Below are 18,730 nucleotides of genomic sequence, written 5' to 3' on the forward strand. Positions count from 1 at the left end.
CTTGAAGTTATTTTCAGCGTATCCGTACCATTCCCCTTCCACTATAAACAATTCCGTTCTATGATAGAGAAGCAGCTAAAAAGATGGAAGGTGCTTTTGTCACATCAAAAAATAGATGAACAGCTTATTTTAAAATATAATAGAACGATAGCTATTTATTGGAAAAGATAGAAGGAGATATCTGAATAACGTTGCCTACATTGGGAAAGGTTGAAACATAATTTGTAAATAAAAAAGCAGAACAGAGGAGACAAATCATGAAGCCAAAAGCCATATTATTAGATTTAGACGGGACCTTACTGACAAATGAAAAAGTAATTTCGCCAAGAACAAAGAAAGTATTAATGGCGGCGCAGAGGCAGGGGATAAAGCTTGTTTTAGCATCTGGAAGACCATCAAAAGGGATGGAGAATGTTGCAAATGAATTAGAAATGAGTGCTTATCAGGGGTTGATAGTATCTTATAATGGAGCAAGAGTAGTTGAATGTGAAACAGGGAAAGAATTATTCAGCCAGCCCCTGCCTGTCAACTACACAAAAGCTGTTTTAGAGCATCTGCGGAATTTTACAGTTAAAACAATGATTGATCGGGACGATTATCTGTATGTAGAAGATGTGTATGACAATGTGATTCATTATGAAGGAGAAGCAATCAATATTATTAGGTATGAAGCCAGAGGGGCTGGTCTGAAATTGTGTGAGGTGGATGATTTAGCTGATTTTGTGGATTTTCCAGCACATAAAATTTTAGTAGCAGGGGAGCAGGATTACCTGCAAGCCCATTATCAACAAATGCAAGAGCCGTTTCGAGGCCAAGTAACAGCAGCATTTTCTGCTCCATTTTATTTTGAATTCACGGACAAGAATATTGATAAAGCCAACGCAATTGAGCAGTCACTTTCTTCCTTAGGGATTGCGGCAAAAGATACTATCGCATTCGGTGATGGACAAAATGATTATACCATGCTGCAATACGCTGGCAGAAGTATCGCCATGGAGAACGCAAAGGATGAATTGAAACGTGCAGCAGATGAAATTACTTTAACGAATGAAGAGGATGGCATTGCGGTTGTACTGGAAAAGTTAATAGACGAATAACTTCGAACAGGATGGTGAGCGGTGATGAAAAAAGCAATCAAATATATTTTGGTATTTCTGCTGGGGATGCTGACTTACTTTATTCTTTCAACTATTTATTTTGTCTTTTTCAGGTAATTTTACAATCTATCACGGGGAACCGTCCGTAAAACTCCCGCTGAATGAAGTTTCGTTTTATGGTTGCATGAGCATTTATAGTTAATTATTACTAGTCGTATGGTATAATGGATTGGTAGACAGAGTGTGTTTGCTGGAAAAATAGGTTTATATAACCAGGTGCGTATTTCATTTAGTGAAAGCAAACTCTGCCTTTTATAAGAAAAATTATAGAATAGGAGAGAGTTTCTATGAAGGCAGCAAGAATTTATGCTGAAGAAGATGTCCGTGTAGAGGATGTCGAAGTAAAAGAAGTTGGGGCAAAAGATGTGAAAGTAGAAGTAGCATGGACTGGTATCTGTGGTTCAGACCTACATGCTTATTCTCATTTTGTTGGTATTCCGACAGAAGAGCATCCAATATCAAAAAGACAAGCTCCGCTGACATTGGGTCATGAATTTAGCGGCACGGTGACAGAAGTGGGCAGCAGCGTTACCTCGTTCAAGCCTGGCGACCGCGTTTGTATCGAACCAAACCTTCGCTGCGGAGAATGTAAGGAATGCCGGGAAGGAAATTATCACCTTTGCAGAAATAGTAATGCCGCATTTATCGGCCTTGCTGATGATGGCGGGTTCGCAGAATACTGTGTCATGGAAGAACAATATTGTCATCAAATCCCGGATCATATGACATTGGAGCAGGCAGCACTTGTAGAGCCGACTGCAGTAACCTATCATGGGGTTGAGATGGCAGGTGTGAAAGCAGGGGACGCGGTACTGGTTACCGGTGCAGGACCAATTGGCCTATTAACTGTTCTGTCAGCTCGTGCAGCTGGTGCAAGCAAAGTATTTGTCAGTGATGTTTCGAAAGAGCGTTTAGCGTTAGCAGAGACGTTTGGATTTGTAAAAACATTAAATCCAGCGGAAGATGATGTGATTGGCACAATTATGGAAGATACGAATGGCGACGGTGTTGACGTGGCATTAGAATGTGCAGGCGTTCAGCCGACATTTGATACATGTCTGGAAGCTATTAAACGTACAGGTACGGTTTGTGTGTTAGCGATTTTTGGACAAAATCCGGAAATCAATGCTTTTGCATCAACAATTAAAGAAGCTAACATTAAATTCTCTCTGGCATATTCCAATATCTACGATCGTGTGATTAATTTAATTGCCAGTGGACAAATCCCTGCTGAAAAAGTAGTGACGAATAAAATTAAATTAGATAATATCGTAGAAGAAGGATTTGAATTACTTCTTAACGATAAAAGCCAATCTAAAATTCTGGTCAGTACAAAATAAGAAGAATTTATAATTGAAAGGTCCACAGGCGAATCATGTCTGTGGACTTTTGCTTTTCATCTGTTATCGCTGTTCAGCCATCTGGAACCGCCAAAGCAGAGTTTTTTTTATAGGAATCAGGTTGTTTAAAGGCTCACTTTATTTCTATATTGGGGTTTTGTTTTAATAAATGATGGATTAATGTCTGCTTATCTTTGGGAGAAATGGCGATAATCTTAAATGAATCGTAATTAATTTCAAGTTTGTCCATAGATAGAGCTGGAGCAGTAAATGGAGCTTTCGTTTGCCGAATGCTGCGGATATCATCTATTTTTACTTTTTTCTTAAAAGGTCCGCAAGTTATTTTTAGTGTTTTTTCTTCAACCGTGTAATTCGTTTTGAACTAAATCCATAATAAAAGAATGCCAGTAAAGCCCAAGATGATTACTTTTATCCATTGCTTATCTAAAAATGCAGGAGTCATCCACACACCGAAGTTTGGGAAGAAAACAGGCGGTATAATAAGAAGCAGAGCCGCTCCCCAGATAACAATTCTCACCCACCAATCTTTTTTTGACGGAAATACCATATAAGGTTCCCCCTTCCTACTAAATCTACGTTTGTCAGGATGGTAAGTTTCATTTTTATTTTTTGTGTTATAAGAAAGAATAGTGCAAAGTTTCCTCCCTGTTTCAGTAAAGTGGCCCCCATGTGAAGGGTTACATTGAAAGCATTCGTGTTTTCCGTTTTCTAAAAAACCTAGATATGGAATTCACCCCAATTGGATGAGGGGATGTTTAGAATCGTTAACGGAAAAATAATGCCCACGTATAATCAACTCCCGCGTACAATCATTCTAAAATAAATATATGGCAAAGAACCCTATAAAACAGAATAGAGTGGTTGTTTTTTAACCGTATCTGTTTCATAGGGGCCCGTTTATGAAGCATGATTTATCTGCATTTTTTCTATTTAAACTTTTTTATTTCCACGGAATTAATTTACCTTCCAGCCATTTAAGAACTTTATTAAAGGTCAATCCTAGTATTGATAAAATCAAAACACCGACCATCAGTTTTGATATAATCATCAGGTTGCCATAGTGGAGAACCATGGACCCGAGTCCTTCCTGGGCAGCAATCATTTCAGCAGATACAAGTAAAAGCAGGGAAGTCCCGGCAGCAAGCTTGAGTCCTGCAAAAATCATCGGCAATGCACCGGGAAGGATTACCTTGCGAATAACATTGAAACGGCTGGAACCGAATGTGACAGCAGCTTTAACCAGCAGCGGATCAACATTCTTTACCCCGGAAAAGGTATTGATGACAACTGGGAAAAAGACCCCAAGCGCAATAATGGTTACCTTGGATAGCTCGCCAATTCCAAGCCACAGGATAAATAATGGCAGTAAGGCAATTTTGGGAATCGGGTAAATGGAATAGACAATTGGCGTTCCGATAGCATCAGCAGTTCGAAAGAAACCAAGAATTAACCCGACTAAAATACCGAAAACGGAACCAAGCGCATACCCCATTAAAATCCGGTATAAACTGGCGCTCAAGTTACTTATAATTTCCCCGTTGGTGAGCATTTCCCAACCAGTTGTTATAATCACTGACGGGGCAGGAAGAAAGAGCGGGGAAACAAATCCCAGCTGCGCAATCAATTCCCACAATAGAAGTAATCCAAGGATACCTACAAAAGGAGTGTAGAAAGGAACTTGTTTATCGAGATAAGCAACACGGTTTTTAATGACTTTTCGATTTGTTTTTTGAGATGTTTGTTCTATTGATTTTTCCATAACGAATCACTCCTTCAAGGCTTTCTGGGCATCGTGCCGGATGAGCTCCCAAATCTCTTCGGAATAGCGGTTAAATTGCTGTATATGCTCTTCGCTATTTCGTTTCGTCTTTGGCAGGTCAATGTGGATAATTTGTTTTATTTGCCCGGGATGCCGGGATAAAACAATAACACGATCGGCCAGATAGACAGCCTCCTGGATGTTATGCGTTACATAAAGTGTGCTTAGACGGGTGCGATTCCAAATGGTAAGTAATTCTTCCTGCATTAATGTTCTTGTCTGAGCATCGAGCGCAGAAAATGGTTCATCCATCAGGAGTAAATCCGGTTCTACAGCAAGAGCCCGGGCGATTCCTGCCCGCTGCTTCATTCCCCCGGACAGCTGTTTCGGATAAGCATCTCTAAAATCAGATAAGCCCACCATTTCAAGGTAGTGATTACCGATTTCCTTCTGCTCTTTTTTGCTTACGCCCCGTTCTTCCAGTCCATAGACAACATTCTGAAAAACGGTTCTCCAAGGAAATAGGGCGTTTTCCTGGAACACGATACCAAGTGTGGGATCCTGTTGGATTCCATCAAAGTATACATCACCGGAAGTAGGCGACAATAACCCGCCTACAATATTCAAAAGCGTCGATTTTCCACAGCCGCTTGGTCCGACCAGTACGACGAATTCCTCTTCGTTGATAGAGAAATTGATATCGTTCAATGCGGTCACTTCATTTTTTTTGGCATCGATAAATTTTTTTATAACATTTTCAATGACGATTTTCATACGGTCACTACTCCAATTCGTTTAAAGCTTGTTCAAGGAACTCGGTATTTACGATATCTTCGGCATTGACATTCGCATCAATTAAGTTTTCCTTTGCATACCAGTCAATTTGTGTTTGGATATCTTCTGAGAGCAGTACGCCATCCCGGTCCATATAAGGCAGCCCGCTTTCAATCAACTGCGGTTCTTGATCCGTATAGTCTGCAATAATATTGATGACTTCCTCATAATTTTCCCCTGGAACGATTTCTCCGTCTTCTTTGACAAGAACAGCATCATAATAATATTGGGTTGCTTTTGCATATGCTTTCATGAAATTAACTGCCGTTTCTTCATCCTCTGCAAAGGCATTGGAGAAAAAGATTCCTGATGTCTGGTAGTCAAATGCATCGCCAACTTGTTCAATCACTTTCCCGTAGCCTTCTTCCAGCACAAGCGAAATATTCGGCTCATTTAAAAGGACAGCATCTACTTGTTCACTTTCCAAAGTTTCCATTAATCCAGGAATGCTGTTTAATGGAACAAGTTCCACATCATCTGTTGTCAGACCATGTTCCTCAAGCAATCTTCCGGCCATGTAGTGATAAGTCGACCCGGTTTGAGTAATTCCAATTTGTTTCCCTTTTAGTTCCTCAACAGATTCGATATCTGAATCATTATGTACTAACAATGCAGTGGAAGAATAGCCTTCCTGTTCTCTTCCTTTATCAGCTACGATTAATAATTCCTCTCCGCCTGCAACCATATTGTATAGGCTTGCAGTAATTCCCGTTGCGCCGACGTCAATATCCCCGCCGGTTACAGCGACAGCAATTGGCTGTGCCGCATCGAACCAATTTACTTGGAGATCGATTCCTTCCTCTTCAAATAATCCGTGCTCTATTCCAATAAATAGTGGTGCTGAGCTCGTCAGTTTTAGCATTCCGAGTTCAACAGTGGTTAATCCTTCTGAGTCCGATTGCTGTGCATCATCCGAATTTGTATCAGATGCATTATCTCCACAGGCAGCAAGCAAAACTAGCAATGCTAAGAGTGCCATCCATAGCAGACTTTTTTTCTTTCTCATTAATATTTCCCCCTTCATAATTAAGTACCAGCACTTGTCCGAATTTTTGAAAAACCGTATGTATGCTTGATATATAGATAATAGAATAGCACAAATAAGTGCTTAATTCTATACGAATTTTTGGAAAATTACAGAAGGAAGATGCTTCTATTTATTGTCGTGTAATAAAAATCAGCAAATCACGTAAGGAGCACGTCCATACGGGCAAGCTCTTTTTTCTATATCTTAAATGGAAGGAGGAATTCTATATGGCGAAGATTTACTTGGATCCTGGACATGGAGGAAGTGATACAGGAGCTGTAGGGCAAGGACTCCAAGAAAAAAATGTCACGCTGGCGATTGCTTCGAAAATACGAAATATCTTGAACAATCGTTATCAGGGGCATCAAATTCGGATGAGCCGTACGTCGGATCGAACCGTTTCATTGGCTGCACGGACCAATGATGCGAACCAGTGGGGCGCAGATTATTTTGTTTCCATTCATATCAATGCCGGAGGAGGTTCTGGGTACGAAGACTTTATTCACTCCAGTCTTTCTAATCAAGGAGCAACCGGAAGATATCGGCAAATCATGCATGAAGAAGTCATGAAGCAGGTGAACCTTCAAAATCGAGGGAGAAAACAAGCAAATTTTCATGTGCTGCGTGAGTCGGCAATGTCAGCTATTTTAACGGAAAATGGGTTTATCGACCATGCGGCAGATGCAGCGAAATTGAAATCGGATGCATTTTTGGAGCAAATCGCTTTAGGGCATGCGAGAGGAATCGCGAGGATATTTCAATTATCCTCTAAAAGCAGCTCAGGGTCTTCCGGTAATTCCGGCGGCTCCAGTAATAACCAGGGAGGCGCTTCATCAGGTGCAGGCAAAACGAATTCAATTGTAGATTATTTGAAATCCGTTGGAACAGATTCCAGCTTTGCCAATCGTGCCAGGCTGGCTGGCTCTTATGGTATTCAAAATTATACGGGAACAGCTGCACAGAATACACGGCTATTAAATGCCATCCGATCTGGAGGGAATTCTGGTAATACTTCTACCGGCTCCTCAGCCAAACGTGTTCATTTGCCAGCATCTGCATCCACCTGGCGAACGTATCCCTTAAATGTTACTCCTGTAAAGAAAAACAGTGATTGGAGCCTTACACCGTCAGCTTTTGGAGGATTGACTTATACGATTTTAGCAGAGCCGTATCCAAATGTCGTGACGATTCAAACAGGCCGGGGAAGACGTAATATTTATATTGGACCAGATACGAGCGCACGCAGATTATAAAATAAAACTTCATTCAGCAGAGACGTTGATTCTCTGCTGAATGAAGTTTTATTCTTCCTGATCTATAAAGTATTTTGAAACAGGTTCTAAATTGTCATCTAATTCATAAACAAGTGGAACTCCGGTAGGGATGGAAACATTTACAATATCCTCATCGCTGATATCTTCAAGGTATTTCATTAAACCTCTTAAACTGTTCCCGTGTGCAGCGATAATAACACTTTTCCCTGCTCTTACAGATGGTTTTATTACTTCCTCCCAGTAAGGGATAACGCGTTTGATGGTTGTTTCCAGACTTTCACCGAGAGGGATTTCATCTTCGGGTATTTCTTTATATTTTTGCTCATGTCCAGGATAACGTTCATCTTCTTTTTCTAAAAGCGGAGGAGCTGTATCAAAACTGCGGCGCCAGATATGCACCTGCTCAGCCCCGTATTTCTCTGCCACTTCCTGCTTGTTTAATCCTTGCAAAGCGCCGTAATGCCTTTCGTTCAGCTTCCAGGATTTATGGACGGGGACCCACAGGCTGTCTGTTTCCTCTAAAACATAATTCAGTGTTTTAATGGCTCTTTTTAAATAGGATGTATAAGCTATATCAAAGTGGAACCCATGCTGCTTCAATGCTTGACCTGCATGCTTCGCATCTGCAGCTCCATGATCTGTTAAATCCACATCGGTCCATCCAGTGAAAAGGTTGGCCAGATTCCATTCACTTTGTCCATGTCTAATCAGTACAAGCTTCATATATAATCCCTCACTATCCTTTTACATATAACATACCACTGTTTGGAAGGATTTACACATTATGCGAAGAGATAACTTTTAAAAATTTGCAGAAAGAAGAGAATGCGTTAAGCTAGTAAATAAAAGGAGATGGAGGTTGCAGGTAATGGTAAAAGTTAATCCGATTGAACAGCTGCTGGATCAATTTAATACATTAATTTTAGACGGAGCATTGGCAACAGAATTAGAAAAACTGGATTGTGATTTGGAGAATCCCTTGTGGTCAGCTCGTGTTTTGCTGGACGAGCCTGAAAAAATCAGAAAGGTTCATTATGCTTATTTTGAGGCGGGGGCAGATATTGCAATCACAGCAAGTTATCAGGCAAGTATAGATGGTTTTAAAAAGCGCGGGATAAGTGAAGCAGATTCAAGAGCACTTATGAAAAAAACAGTAGAATTAGCACAGCAGGCGCGGGACGATTACTGGATGGAAAAAATGGAATCATTCCGTCCCTATCCATTAATAGCCGGTTCTGTCGGGCCATATGGCGCTTATCTTGCAGATGGTTCAGAGTACATCGGGAACTACGGCGTAAGTGATTCGTTTTTATATGATTTTCACAAGCCGCGTATAGAAGCTTTGGTGGAAGCGGGAGCGGATTTATTAGCGGTGGAAACCATTCCATCTCTTCAGGAAGCACGAGTTATCTGTGATGTACTGAAAGAATTTCCTGATATTTCTGCATGGATGACGTTTACGTTGCGAGATGCGGTTCATATCAGTGAAGGAATGACCCTAAAAGAATGTGCAGAAGTTTTAAACGCATGCAGCCAGGTTGCAGCTATAGGTGTAAACTGTGTGACAACAGAATTTGTCAGTGAATCTGTTCAAGTATTGCACGCCTGTACGCAAAAACCTATTATTATCTATCCGAATTCTGGCGAACATTATAATCCAGAAACGAAAACATGGTATGGAGATAACCATATTCATATGGATACAGCTGCTGCTGATTGGGCTAAAAAAGGAGCGAAAATTATCGGCGGCTGCTGCCGGACAAGCCCGGAGGATATTAGGGGAATCTATAAGATATTGAGAAAAAATCAATAGAGACTAGATTTCCTTTTATCATAAAAGACAGCGTGGGATAAATGATGGCTTTCCAACCAAGGAGAGCCGTCATTTTTTCTTCAATCACCCCTTGACAATATTAGTAATAAACTGTATAGTTACCTAGGTTAATAGTTACTCTGGTTAATTATGTGTGGAGGTTAGCAAATGGAAGGATTATTTCGGCATTATATACGTACACATCGATTGTTAATGAAGCATTTGAATGATCTTTTGGAAAAGTATCAGCTTTCTTATTCCCTCTGGCAGGTTATTATTTATCTGAAGGATAGCGGTACCTCAACACTTGTTGATATTTCCAATTATTATCAAGTAGAAAAACCGGGGATCACCAGACGGGTTCACCGCCTGCAGGAATCTGGTTTAATTAAAGAAGTGCCGAGTACCAACCGCAGAGAAAAAATTATTGAGCTGACCGAGGAAGGAAAGCGCGTATATCAGGTGTGCAGAGAAGAGATTACGGCATTAGAGCATAGCATTTCCGAAGGGTTAACAGAAGAAGAGAAGCAAATTTCTTTTCAATTTTTAATGAAGATTCAAGATAATATTTTAAGTAAAGAAGGGTTTCGAAGTGAGTAGTGAATCGAAGTTATGGACAAAAGATTTTATTATCGTGTCCGCAGTTAATTTTTTATTAACACTTGTTTTTTATCTGCTTGTCGTTGTGATGGGAGTATACGCAGCAGAGGAATTTAATGCAACTGCAAGTCAATCCGGACTGGTAGTCGGGATATTTATTGTCGGTGCACTGATTGGACGCCTGTTTATTGGCCGTTATATTGAGAAATTTGGTCAGAAAAAAACCCTGTTTATCGGGGTTATTATATTTATTGTAGCTACATCTTTATATTTCTTTAATTTTGGCATCGGCTTTTTACTCTTTAACCGATTTATCCATGGGATTGGACTTGGTTTTGGAAGTACGGCCACCGGTACAATTGTAGCGCAGATTATTCCGGCAGCACGAAAAGGGGAAGGAATCGGCTATTATAGTATGAGTGCTACCTTATCAACTGCCTTAGGGCCATTCGTAGGCTTATATATGAGCCAGCATACCAGCATGCAAGGGATATTTGGTCTTTGTTTAGCAATTGGTGTGATCAGTTTCTTTACGGTCTTTTTTGTGAAAATCCCAGTTATCGAGGAAACCAAGGAGGAAAAAGAGATAGAAAAAGAGGAAGAAAAGCATTTTATTTCTCAATTCGTAGAGCCTAGAGCTGTGCCAATTGCGATCATCACACTTATTTTAGCTCTTTGCTACTCCAGTGTACTGTCCTTCCTCAATACCTATGCGATAGAGCTGGATCTGGTAAGCACAGCAAGTGTATTCTTCCTTGTTTATTCTATTGCTGTATTACTCTCTCGTCCATTTACCGGGCGTTTAATCGATTTAAAAGGGGCAAATATTGTGATGTATCCTGCATTTGTCCTGTTTACGATCGGTATGATTGTTTTAGGGTTTGCTCACAGCAGCTTTACCCTGTTATTAGCAGGAGTATTGATTGGGCTTGGTTTTGGTAATATGCAATCCTGTACACAGGCGATTGCAGTCAAGCTGACACCGCCACATCGGATGGGGCTGGCAACATCCACTTTCTTTATCTTCTTAGATGGCGGATTAGGATTTGGGCCATACATCCTCGGATTTATTGCGCCAGCCATTGGATTTAGCACACTTTATATCGTGTTAGGTCTGGTTGTACTCGTAACAGCAGGGCTGTATACCATTTTACATGGCAAAAAAGCCTCTTCTGCTCAAAAGCAAGCATTAGCATATAAATAAAAAGAACCTTCATTCTAAAAAGAGACGCTTTTTTAGAATGAAGGTTTTTTTACATTAATATCCCAACTTTCACACATTAAAAAGTAACTTCATTTCCATAGAAACAGGGGTTGATCGTTCCTTTAATAACCCCCCTTGACAAAGATATAGAAGGCGAAGTGTAAAGCGCCGCTGCGGCGGACCGTTTTGCTTTCCTAGGGGCACGCTCTTCAGCTAACTTTTGCCAAGAAGGGCACTTGGCAAAAGTGGATCTTCAGATGGTGCTGATCCCTCAGGAGTCAAAACGGTCCGCCTCCGCTAGTAAGATATTCTATACGCGGAAAAACAACTCATCAAATAGATGTTTGATCAGATAGAACATATTTTTCATGCTGTATGGTAAAATGTTCCGCCAAGATTACTTTCTGTGCATCGAAGCGATTCCCTGTATTTCATATCCATACTGTCATGATTGGATTGTTCAGACGAAAGCTGCTATTTTGTCCAGCTCATTAAAATGTTATTTCTTTCATTCGCTGTAGAATCCTATCAGAGCGCAGGCCAACCACGGAGACTCCTATGGGAACAGGGCGAGCTGAGGATCCACTTGAAAAGCGGTTTTCTTTTCAAGTTAGCTGAAGCCGTCCCCATGGCAGACTAAGACCGCAACCTCCTGTTGCAACGTCTGCACTAGTACGTCCTGTACGTCGGAAAGCGGAGTGGTTGGCCGGAGCGGAGCTATGCACCATCACCAATTTCAAAAAGGCCGGATAGTTCGCCAAAATGCAAGCACGGTAATGGAGAACATGTTCACCCTGGAATAGCAAGATATATATGCTTATTCTTAGGTGCGAAAGTTGAGTTAATATCTAGTATTTTTGAAACGGCTGCTAAAAATCATAATGACATCTAATTTGTCAACTATAGATTTTGGTGAAAATTGTTTTAGATGTACCGTGAAAATTTGTAGAAAATATACAATAAAAGTCGATTGCTGTTATATAAGATAATAAAAGTAAATTAATTCCAATAGATTATGATAAAAATATGAACTTTAACCCTTTTTCTTAAATTCAATGTATAATTATGTAAGGTTTTATAGTATAATGAACTCAAATAACCTTCTTACTGCTATATAAAAATGAATACTTTCTTGTTGTTTGATAAATAGATTTTCAAAATCAGATTTTAGAAAATTTAGTTATTTCATCCGGGACGTGAATAAAAGTTAAAGTAACAGCAGAATAGACTATATTTTAAGAGACATTTATTATCTAAACGTAAATAAAACATCGCAGACATGTGTTATCAATTTATAACATAGAACCATTCCATATATATACAATATATAATAATGGGGTTACAGCGATGTTTTTTTATATCAATTTGATTTGTTGACGAAGGAATATAGAGTTAATGTTACTTAGCAGTAAGATGGTGTATGGATTTTAATGTTGAAGGGGGAATGTTTATGTCATATCAAAACACCTATGAACAATGGAAGAATGAAGAGACTCTGGATAGAGAACTAAAAACAGAATTAGAGAGTCTTTTAAACAATGAAACAGAATTAGAAGATGCTTTCTCACACCCTTTAGAATTTGGAACTGCTGGTATGCGCGGAATATTGGGACCGGGAATCAATCGTATGAACATTTATACGGTAAGACAAGCTACAGAAGGTCTGGCCCGATTTATGGAAAGCCAGTCAGAAGAGAATAAAAAAAGGGGAGTGGCGATTGCCTATGATTCCAGACATAAGTCCCCTGAATTTGCTTTAGAAGCGGCAAGAACACTCGCAAGCCACGGGATTCCGTCATATGTATTCGAATCACTGCGGGCGACACCAGAGCTCTCCTTTGCGGTGAGACATTTAAATACATTTACCGGCATTATGATTACGGCATCCCATAATCCTGCAAATTATAATGGCTATAAGATTTACGGAGAGAGCGGGGGACAAATGCCGCCGAAAGATGCAGATGCTTTAACAGCGTATGTCCGTTCCGTAGAGAATCCGCTGCAAATAGAGGTATTATCCGAAGAAGAAGCGAAAGAAAAAGGGCTTCTGACAATTATCGGAAAAGAAGTGGATGATGCCTATTTACAGGAATTAGATACAGTAACAATTAATAGAGAACTGGTAGCGAAAGAAGGGAAAGATTTAAAGCTTGTTTTCACCCCGCTGCATGGCGCCGGGAAAATGCTTGGTGAAAAGGCATTAGAGCAGGCTGGATTTACAGGATTTTCTTTCGTGCCTGAGCAAAGTATTGCTGATCCGGATTTTACTACTGTCAAATCTCCTAATCCAGAAGAACACTCCGCATTTGAATATGCGATCGCCCTGGGGGAAAAAGAGGGCGCTGATTTGCTGGTAGCGACAGACCCGGATGCGGATCGCCTGGGTGTTGCTGTGAAATTGCCGGACGAGACTTATAGAGTCCTGAGCGGTAATCAGATTGGAGCCTTAATGCTGGATTACATTTTAAAAGCGCGAAAAGATGCAGGTACACTGCCAGACAACGCGGTTGCATTGAAATCGATTGTTTCAAGCGAACTTTCTACCGCCATTGCTGAAAACTATCAAACTAAAATGGTCAATGTACTGACAGGCTTTAAATTTATCGCTGAAAAAATTCAGGCATATCAGGAGGACGGCTCGCAGACATTTCTATTTGGATTTGAAGAAAGCTATGGTTATCTGGTGAAACCTTTTGTCAGAGATAAAGATGCCATTCAGGCGCTGGTATTGATTGCAGAAGTAGCTGCTTTCTACAAGCAAAAAGGCGAAAATCTTTATGACGCATTACAAGAAATTTTTGCGAAATATGGCTATTATCAGGAAAAAACAATCTCTATTACTATGAGCGGTTTAGAAGGCTCGGCGAAAATAGCTTCCCTAATGAGACAGCTTCGTGAAGAATCTCCGGTATCCTTTGGAGGAATCAAGGTTGTCAGCACAGAGGACTATAAATTACAGGAAAAAGTACATGCAGATGGTTCAGCAACCGCGTTGAACACGCCGCCGTCAGACGTATTGAAATATTTCTTGGAAGACGAGAGCTGGATAGCTGCACGGCCTTCCGGAACAGAGCCTAAAATCAAGTTTTATATCGGTGTCAAAGCTGGAAGCGAAGAAGCAGCAGAAGAAAAAATCAAAGCTTTTTCAGCAGCTATTTCCGAAATAACCAATGTAACCAGCTGAGAATTACTTCAAGGATAAGCTTCAAGAGGATGTTCAAAAGTCAGCGTCAGCAGCTCGTTTCGATGAGGAGAGTAATCGAACCCATTGGCAGCTTTTTGAACACGCACTTCAATAGGTGGTGAATGAAGAAATGCAAACGAATGAGTATTTGGAAGTGGAAACAGAAGATGCAATAAAAAGATTTCACTCAGGTGAGAACTTTTATAGTCAGCATATTTTCGGATATCACCAGGAAGAGCAGGACGGGGAGACAGGTTTTGTCTTCCGTGTCTGGGCTCCGAATGCACAGCAGATATGGCTGGTAGGAACATTTAATGATTGGGATGAATCCTTGCCGATGCAAAAAAATGAAGCTTATGGCTATTGGGAGGTATTCACCAGCAGGCCTTCCGAAAATGATTTGTATAAATACAAGGTACGTCAGGCAGACGGCAGGGTAGTTTATAAAATCGATCCATTTGCTATTTCATTTGAGAAGCGGCCGGATAATGCAGCTGTAATTCATCATGTTCCGGAGAAGAAATGGAAGGACGGTTTATGGTATGGAAGAAAGAAACGTTCTAATTTCTTTCAGCGTCCCATAAATATCTATGAGGTACATGCCAGTTCCTGGAAGCATCACGAGGACGGGACGCCTTACTCCTTTGCAGACTTAAAGGAAGAATTAATTCCTTATGTCAAGGAAATGGGGTATACCCATATTGAATTTATGCCGTTGATGGAGCATCCTCTTGGAGCGTCATGGGGATATCAATTGATAGGTTATTTTGCTTTAAGCTCTTATTATGGCAAACCGGAAGAATTTCAAGATTTTGTGGAGGCATGTCATAAGCAAAATATAGGAGTATTCGTGGACTGGGTTCCCGGACATTGCTGTATTAATGATGATGCCCTTCCAAAGTATGATGGTACTCCTCAATTTGAATATGAGAACCCGGACCGGGCAGCCAATATCCGCTGGGGCTCTGTCAACTTCGATTTAGGTAAACCAGAGGTGCAATCATTTCTAATCTCCAGTGCCTTGTTCTGGTTAGAAATGTATCATATTGATGGAATACGTGTCGATGCTGTTTCCAGTATGCTTTATTTAGATTATGACGACGGGCCTTGGGAACCGAATCATGAAGGCGGGAATCGAAATTATGAAGGATATTACTTCCTGCAAAAGTTAAATGCAGTTGTCAAGCTGGCTCATCCGGAAGTGATGATGATCGCGGAGGAGAGTTCATCGGATACACAGATTACGGGATTAATTGAATCAGGCGCATTGGGTTTTGATTATAAATGGAATATGGGATGGATGAATGATGTGCTGGACTTTTATAAAATGGACCCGGCCTTTCGGAAGGACCATTTTAACCTGATCACATTCTCCTTTATGTATATGATGCAGGAAAACTATATCCTTCCGCTTTCTCATGATGAAGTTGTACATGGGAAAAGAAGCTTAATGCATAAGATGTGGGGAGACAGATATAAACAATTTTCGCAATTGCGTAATTTATACACGTATATGATTGCTCACCCTGGAAAAAAGCTCTTATTCATGGGAAGTGAATGGGGACAATTCTTAGAGTGGAAGTATGATGAAGGATTGGAATGGCGTGATTTAGAAGATTCCATGAACAAAAACATGCAGCATTTTACTGCTTGTTTAAATACCTTGTATAAAGAGCAGCCGGCATTGTGGGAGCTGGAGGAAAGCTATGACACGATTTCGATTATTGATGCCGATAACCGGAATGATTCGGTTCTTAGTTTTATCCGAAAAAGTAAGAAGAAAAAGGATTTTCTGATTATTGTTTTAAATATGACACCTGTAGAGCGTCAGGACTTTCCGATTGGTGTTCCTTATCAGGGGAGCTACAAAGAAATTTGGAATACAGAAATGCAAGAATTCGGGGGGACGTGGGAAGAGCACAATCCGGACCAATTGACGGAGGAAGTTCCTTTTAAGGAATATCCTTATCGGATTAAAACAGTGGTACCGGCATTGGGCGCGTTGATCATACAGCCTGACAAAATAAAAATACCAAGAAAACGTCCATCTGCTAAGTAATTTTTCATCATGGAAAATATCATTTTTATTGGAATTTTTTGTATCCTGTAAAAATATATTATAGAAATACACCAGGTTTTACTTTTTAACGTAAATTTTGAAGAAGTAATCGAAAGGGGGACAGGTGAAAGGCTGCTTTCACCGAATATATGAAAAATGAGATGCTAGCAATGATTCTTGCAGGAGGTAAGGGATCGCGATTAGGAAAACTGACAAAAAATATCGCTAAACCAGCTGTTCCTTTTGGAGGAAGATATCGTATTATTGATTTCACATTAAGTAATTGTGCCAACTCTGGGATTAAAAATGTGGGTGTAGTCACCCAATATCAGCCACTCGCTTTAAATAACCACGTAGACAATGGGACAAGCTGGGGGCTGGATGGAATTAATTCCGGCGTCACGATTCTTCAGCCTTATGCTGGTTCAGAAGGCGGTAAATGGTTTGAAGGAACTGCACATGCGATTTACCAGAATATTGCTTATATCGATGAGATGAACCCCGAATATTTACTTGTATTATCAGGAGACCATATTTATAAGATGGATTATGAAGAGATGCTTGAGACACACAAAGCAAATGAAGCTTCTTTAACAGTTGCCGTGCTGGAAGTCCCTGAAAAAGAAGCATCTCGTTTCGGAATTATGAATACAGACGAAAATGACCGGATTATAGAATTTGAAGAAAAACCGGAAAATCCTAAAAGTAACCTGGCCTCGATGGGAATTTACATTTTTGACTGGAGCCGGTTGCGGGAAGTGCTGTTAAGCAGCTATTCCAAAGATGATCATATGCTGGATTTTGGCAAGCATGTTATCCCCTCTTATTTAGAAGGCGGGGAGAATGTATTTGTCTACCGATTTGCCGGATATTGGAAGGATGTCGGAACCATTGATTCACTCTGGGAAGCAAACATGGAATTTATTAATCCTGAAATGAATCTGGATATCCGGGATAAATCATGGCGTGTCTATTCCAGAAATACGATTTCACCGCCAAACTTTTTAACAGATACCGCCTCGGTGACAGAATCTCTAATCGTTGATGGATGCTATGTAGCTGGGCAGATTGAAAATAGTATTCTATCGAATGATGTGCAGGTAAAAGAAGGCTCGAAAATTACGGATAGTTTTATTATGCCGGGAGCAAGCATCGGCAGGGACGTAACCATCCATCGGGCAATTATTGGAGAAGGCGCGGTCGTGGGTGACAATACAGTAATTGACGGAACGGAAGAGGTCGGCGTAGTAGGCTATTCTGAAGTGATTGGAGTGACGATGGATGAGGACTAATAAAATTTGTGCGGTTTTAGGGAATATTCAACGCTATAATGCTTTACTTCCATTAACAAATGAGAGACCGCTGGCAACCTTGCCGTTTGCTTGTAAATACAGACTGATTGATTTTCCGCTTTCCAGTATTGTCAATGCGAATATAAATACGGTTTATATGATTTTTAATGAAGGAGAAACACAATCTGTATTTGATCATATCGGCGGAGGGAAGGAATGGAATTTAGACGGCGTGCATAATCGTTTCTTTATCCACCTCTATCAAGACTTTTTGAAATTAAAAGCACATAACCAAAGCTATTATCGTCCGCTGATCGACTATCTTGAAAAATCAAAATCAGAGTATACGGTTTATATGAGCAGTAAAATGATTTGTAATATCGATTTGCGAGCTGTTTTAAAAATTCACCAGCAGCAAAACAATGAGATGACGGTAGTTTATAAAAAGGTAGAATCTGAAAAAATATGCCAGACAGATGCTGTATTGTCTCTGACAGATAATGGCCAAATTACCGAAGTGCGCCCATATATGGAGCATTTGCAGACTTCCGAGCAGGAGAATCTCTGCATGGATATTTATATCGTCCAGACAGATTGGCTGATTCGGGAATTAAAAGAAGGACAGCAGGAAGGAACTCCCGCGGATATCCAAGATTTTCTGCGTAAAAAAATCCATACCGTAAAAAGCTCTACCTATGAGCATACGGGTTATTTAAGTAATATTTTTGATATCAATTCATACTATAATGCATCACTTGATATGCTGAACCAGCAAAAATTCAGTTCGCTTCTCTATTCTAACCAAAAAATATATACAAAATTAAAAAATGAAGTTCCAACCTATTACTCAGAGTCTTCTGAGGTGAATAACAGCCAATTTGCGACAGGCTGCATCATTGAAGGAAAAGTAGAAGGATCCTCTATTTCACGCGGAACGGTGATAGATAAAGGAACAGAAATCATCGAATCTATCATTATGCCAAGCGCAAAAATATGTGCCGGAGCCAGGGTGCAAAATGCCATCTTGGATAAGGAAGTGGTTGTGGATCCAGGAGTACAAATAATAGGGACAAGAGAAAATCCGGTAGTAATTGAAAAATATCAGCACGTAACCAATGATATCCTTGCGAATGGGGTAGCAGTTGGCGATATAGAGAGATAGGAGG

General features: G+C 40.3%; 14 protein-coding genes and 1 pseudogene. 10 read left to right on the top strand and 5 right to left on the bottom strand.

Going from position 1 to position 18,730, the window contains the following annotated elements:
* Positions 1-257: 257 nt before the first annotated feature.
* Together MKY65_RS03090 and MKY65_RS03095 are read left to right on the top strand one after the other, a co-directional pair.
* Complete coding sequence (locus MKY65_RS03090) at positions 258-1,097, top strand: Cof-type HAD-IIB family hydrolase (protein WP_339182293.1); 840 nt, start codon at positions 258-260, stop codon at positions 1,095-1,097.
* Positions 1,098-1,444: 347 nt separating this feature from the next.
* Positions 1,445-2,497, top strand: coding sequence for a 2,3-butanediol dehydrogenase (locus tag MKY65_RS03095; protein ID WP_339182296.1), 1,053 nt, complete (start codon positions 1,445-1,447; stop codon positions 2,495-2,497).
* Between the two features lie 382 nt (positions 2,498-2,879).
* Here MKY65_RS03095 and MKY65_RS03100 read toward each other — a convergent pair whose 3' ends face one another.
* The 4 genes from MKY65_RS03100 to MKY65_RS03115 all read right to left on the bottom strand — a co-directional run bounded on the left by MKY65_RS03100 (position 2,880) and on the right by MKY65_RS03115 (position 6,117).
* A complete protein-coding gene (locus MKY65_RS03100; protein ID WP_339182298.1) occupies positions 2,880-3,065 on the bottom strand; it encodes a hypothetical protein in 186 nt (61 codons plus the stop codon).
* A gap of 393 nt (positions 3,066-3,458) precedes the next feature.
* Positions 3,459-4,277 carry an ABC transporter permease gene (locus tag MKY65_RS03105; protein WP_339182299.1) on the bottom strand — a complete coding sequence of 273 codons (819 nt, stop codon included), beginning with the start codon at positions 4,275-4,277 and terminating at the stop codon, positions 3,459-3,461.
* A 6-nt stretch (positions 4,278-4,283) separates the two neighbouring features.
* Positions 4,284-5,051 (bottom strand): ABC transporter ATP-binding protein, encoded by a 768-nt coding sequence (locus MKY65_RS03110; protein ID WP_339182301.1) that lies wholly within the window; start codon positions 5,049-5,051, stop codon positions 4,284-4,286.
* Between the two features lie 7 nt (positions 5,052-5,058).
* Complete coding sequence (locus tag MKY65_RS03115) at positions 5,059-6,117, bottom strand: ABC transporter substrate-binding protein (protein WP_339182303.1); 1,059 nt, start codon at positions 6,115-6,117, stop codon at positions 5,059-5,061.
* 248 nt (positions 6,118-6,365) lie between these two features.
* Here MKY65_RS03115 and MKY65_RS03120 point away from each other — a divergent pair.
* Positions 6,366-6,920: pseudogene (locus MKY65_RS03120) on the top strand (N-acetylmuramoyl-L-alanine amidase); the annotation flags it as partial.
* Between the two features lie 519 nt (positions 6,921-7,439).
* Here MKY65_RS03120 and gpmA read toward each other — a convergent pair.
* On the bottom strand, positions 7,440-8,135 hold the full coding sequence (gene gpmA / locus MKY65_RS03125) for a 2,3-diphosphoglycerate-dependent phosphoglycerate mutase (protein ID WP_339182305.1): 696 nt from the start codon (positions 8,133-8,135) through the stop codon (positions 7,440-7,442).
* 145 nt (positions 8,136-8,280) lie between these two features.
* Between gpmA and mmuM the strand changes: the two genes are divergently transcribed.
* From mmuM to glgD, 7 genes are all read left to right on the top strand, one after another.
* Entirely contained in the window at positions 8,281-9,225 is a 945-nt protein-coding gene (gene mmuM, locus MKY65_RS03130) for a homocysteine S-methyltransferase (protein ID WP_339182308.1), read from the top strand.
* A 168-nt stretch (positions 9,226-9,393) separates the two neighbouring features.
* Positions 9,394-9,825 carry a MarR family transcriptional regulator gene (locus MKY65_RS03135; RefSeq protein WP_339182310.1) on the top strand — a complete coding sequence of 144 codons (432 nt, stop codon included), beginning with the start codon at positions 9,394-9,396 and terminating at the stop codon, positions 9,823-9,825.
* Positions 9,818-11,029 (top strand): MFS transporter, encoded by a 1,212-nt coding sequence (locus tag MKY65_RS03140; RefSeq protein ID WP_339182313.1) that lies wholly within the window; start codon positions 9,818-9,820, stop codon positions 11,027-11,029. Before MKY65_RS03135 ends, MKY65_RS03140 begins: the two co-directional genes overlap by 8 nt.
* 1,450 nt (positions 11,030-12,479) lie before the next feature.
* Complete coding sequence (locus tag MKY65_RS03145) at positions 12,480-14,213, top strand: phospho-sugar mutase (protein ID WP_339182315.1); 1,734 nt, start codon at positions 12,480-12,482, stop codon at positions 14,211-14,213.
* 130 nt (positions 14,214-14,343) lie between these two features.
* A complete protein-coding gene (gene glgB / locus MKY65_RS03150; protein ID WP_339182317.1) occupies positions 14,344-16,272 on the top strand; it encodes a 1,4-alpha-glucan branching protein GlgB in 1,929 nt (642 codons plus the stop codon).
* 149 nt (positions 16,273-16,421) lie between these two features.
* Positions 16,422-17,564 carry a glucose-1-phosphate adenylyltransferase gene (locus MKY65_RS03155; protein WP_339182319.1) on the top strand — a complete coding sequence of 381 codons (1,143 nt, stop codon included), beginning with the start codon at positions 16,422-16,424 and terminating at the stop codon, positions 17,562-17,564.
* Complete coding sequence (gene glgD / locus MKY65_RS03160) at positions 17,554-18,726, top strand: glucose-1-phosphate adenylyltransferase subunit GlgD (protein ID WP_339182322.1); 1,173 nt, start codon at positions 17,554-17,556, stop codon at positions 18,724-18,726. Before MKY65_RS03155 ends, glgD begins: the two co-directional genes overlap by 11 nt.
* Positions 18,727-18,730: the final 4 nt, after the last annotated feature.

It is taken from the genome of Oceanobacillus sp. FSL W7-1293, from assembly GCF_037969815.1.
GTDB lineage: Bacteria > Bacillota > Bacilli > Bacillales > Amphibacillaceae > Oceanobacillus > Oceanobacillus oncorhynchi.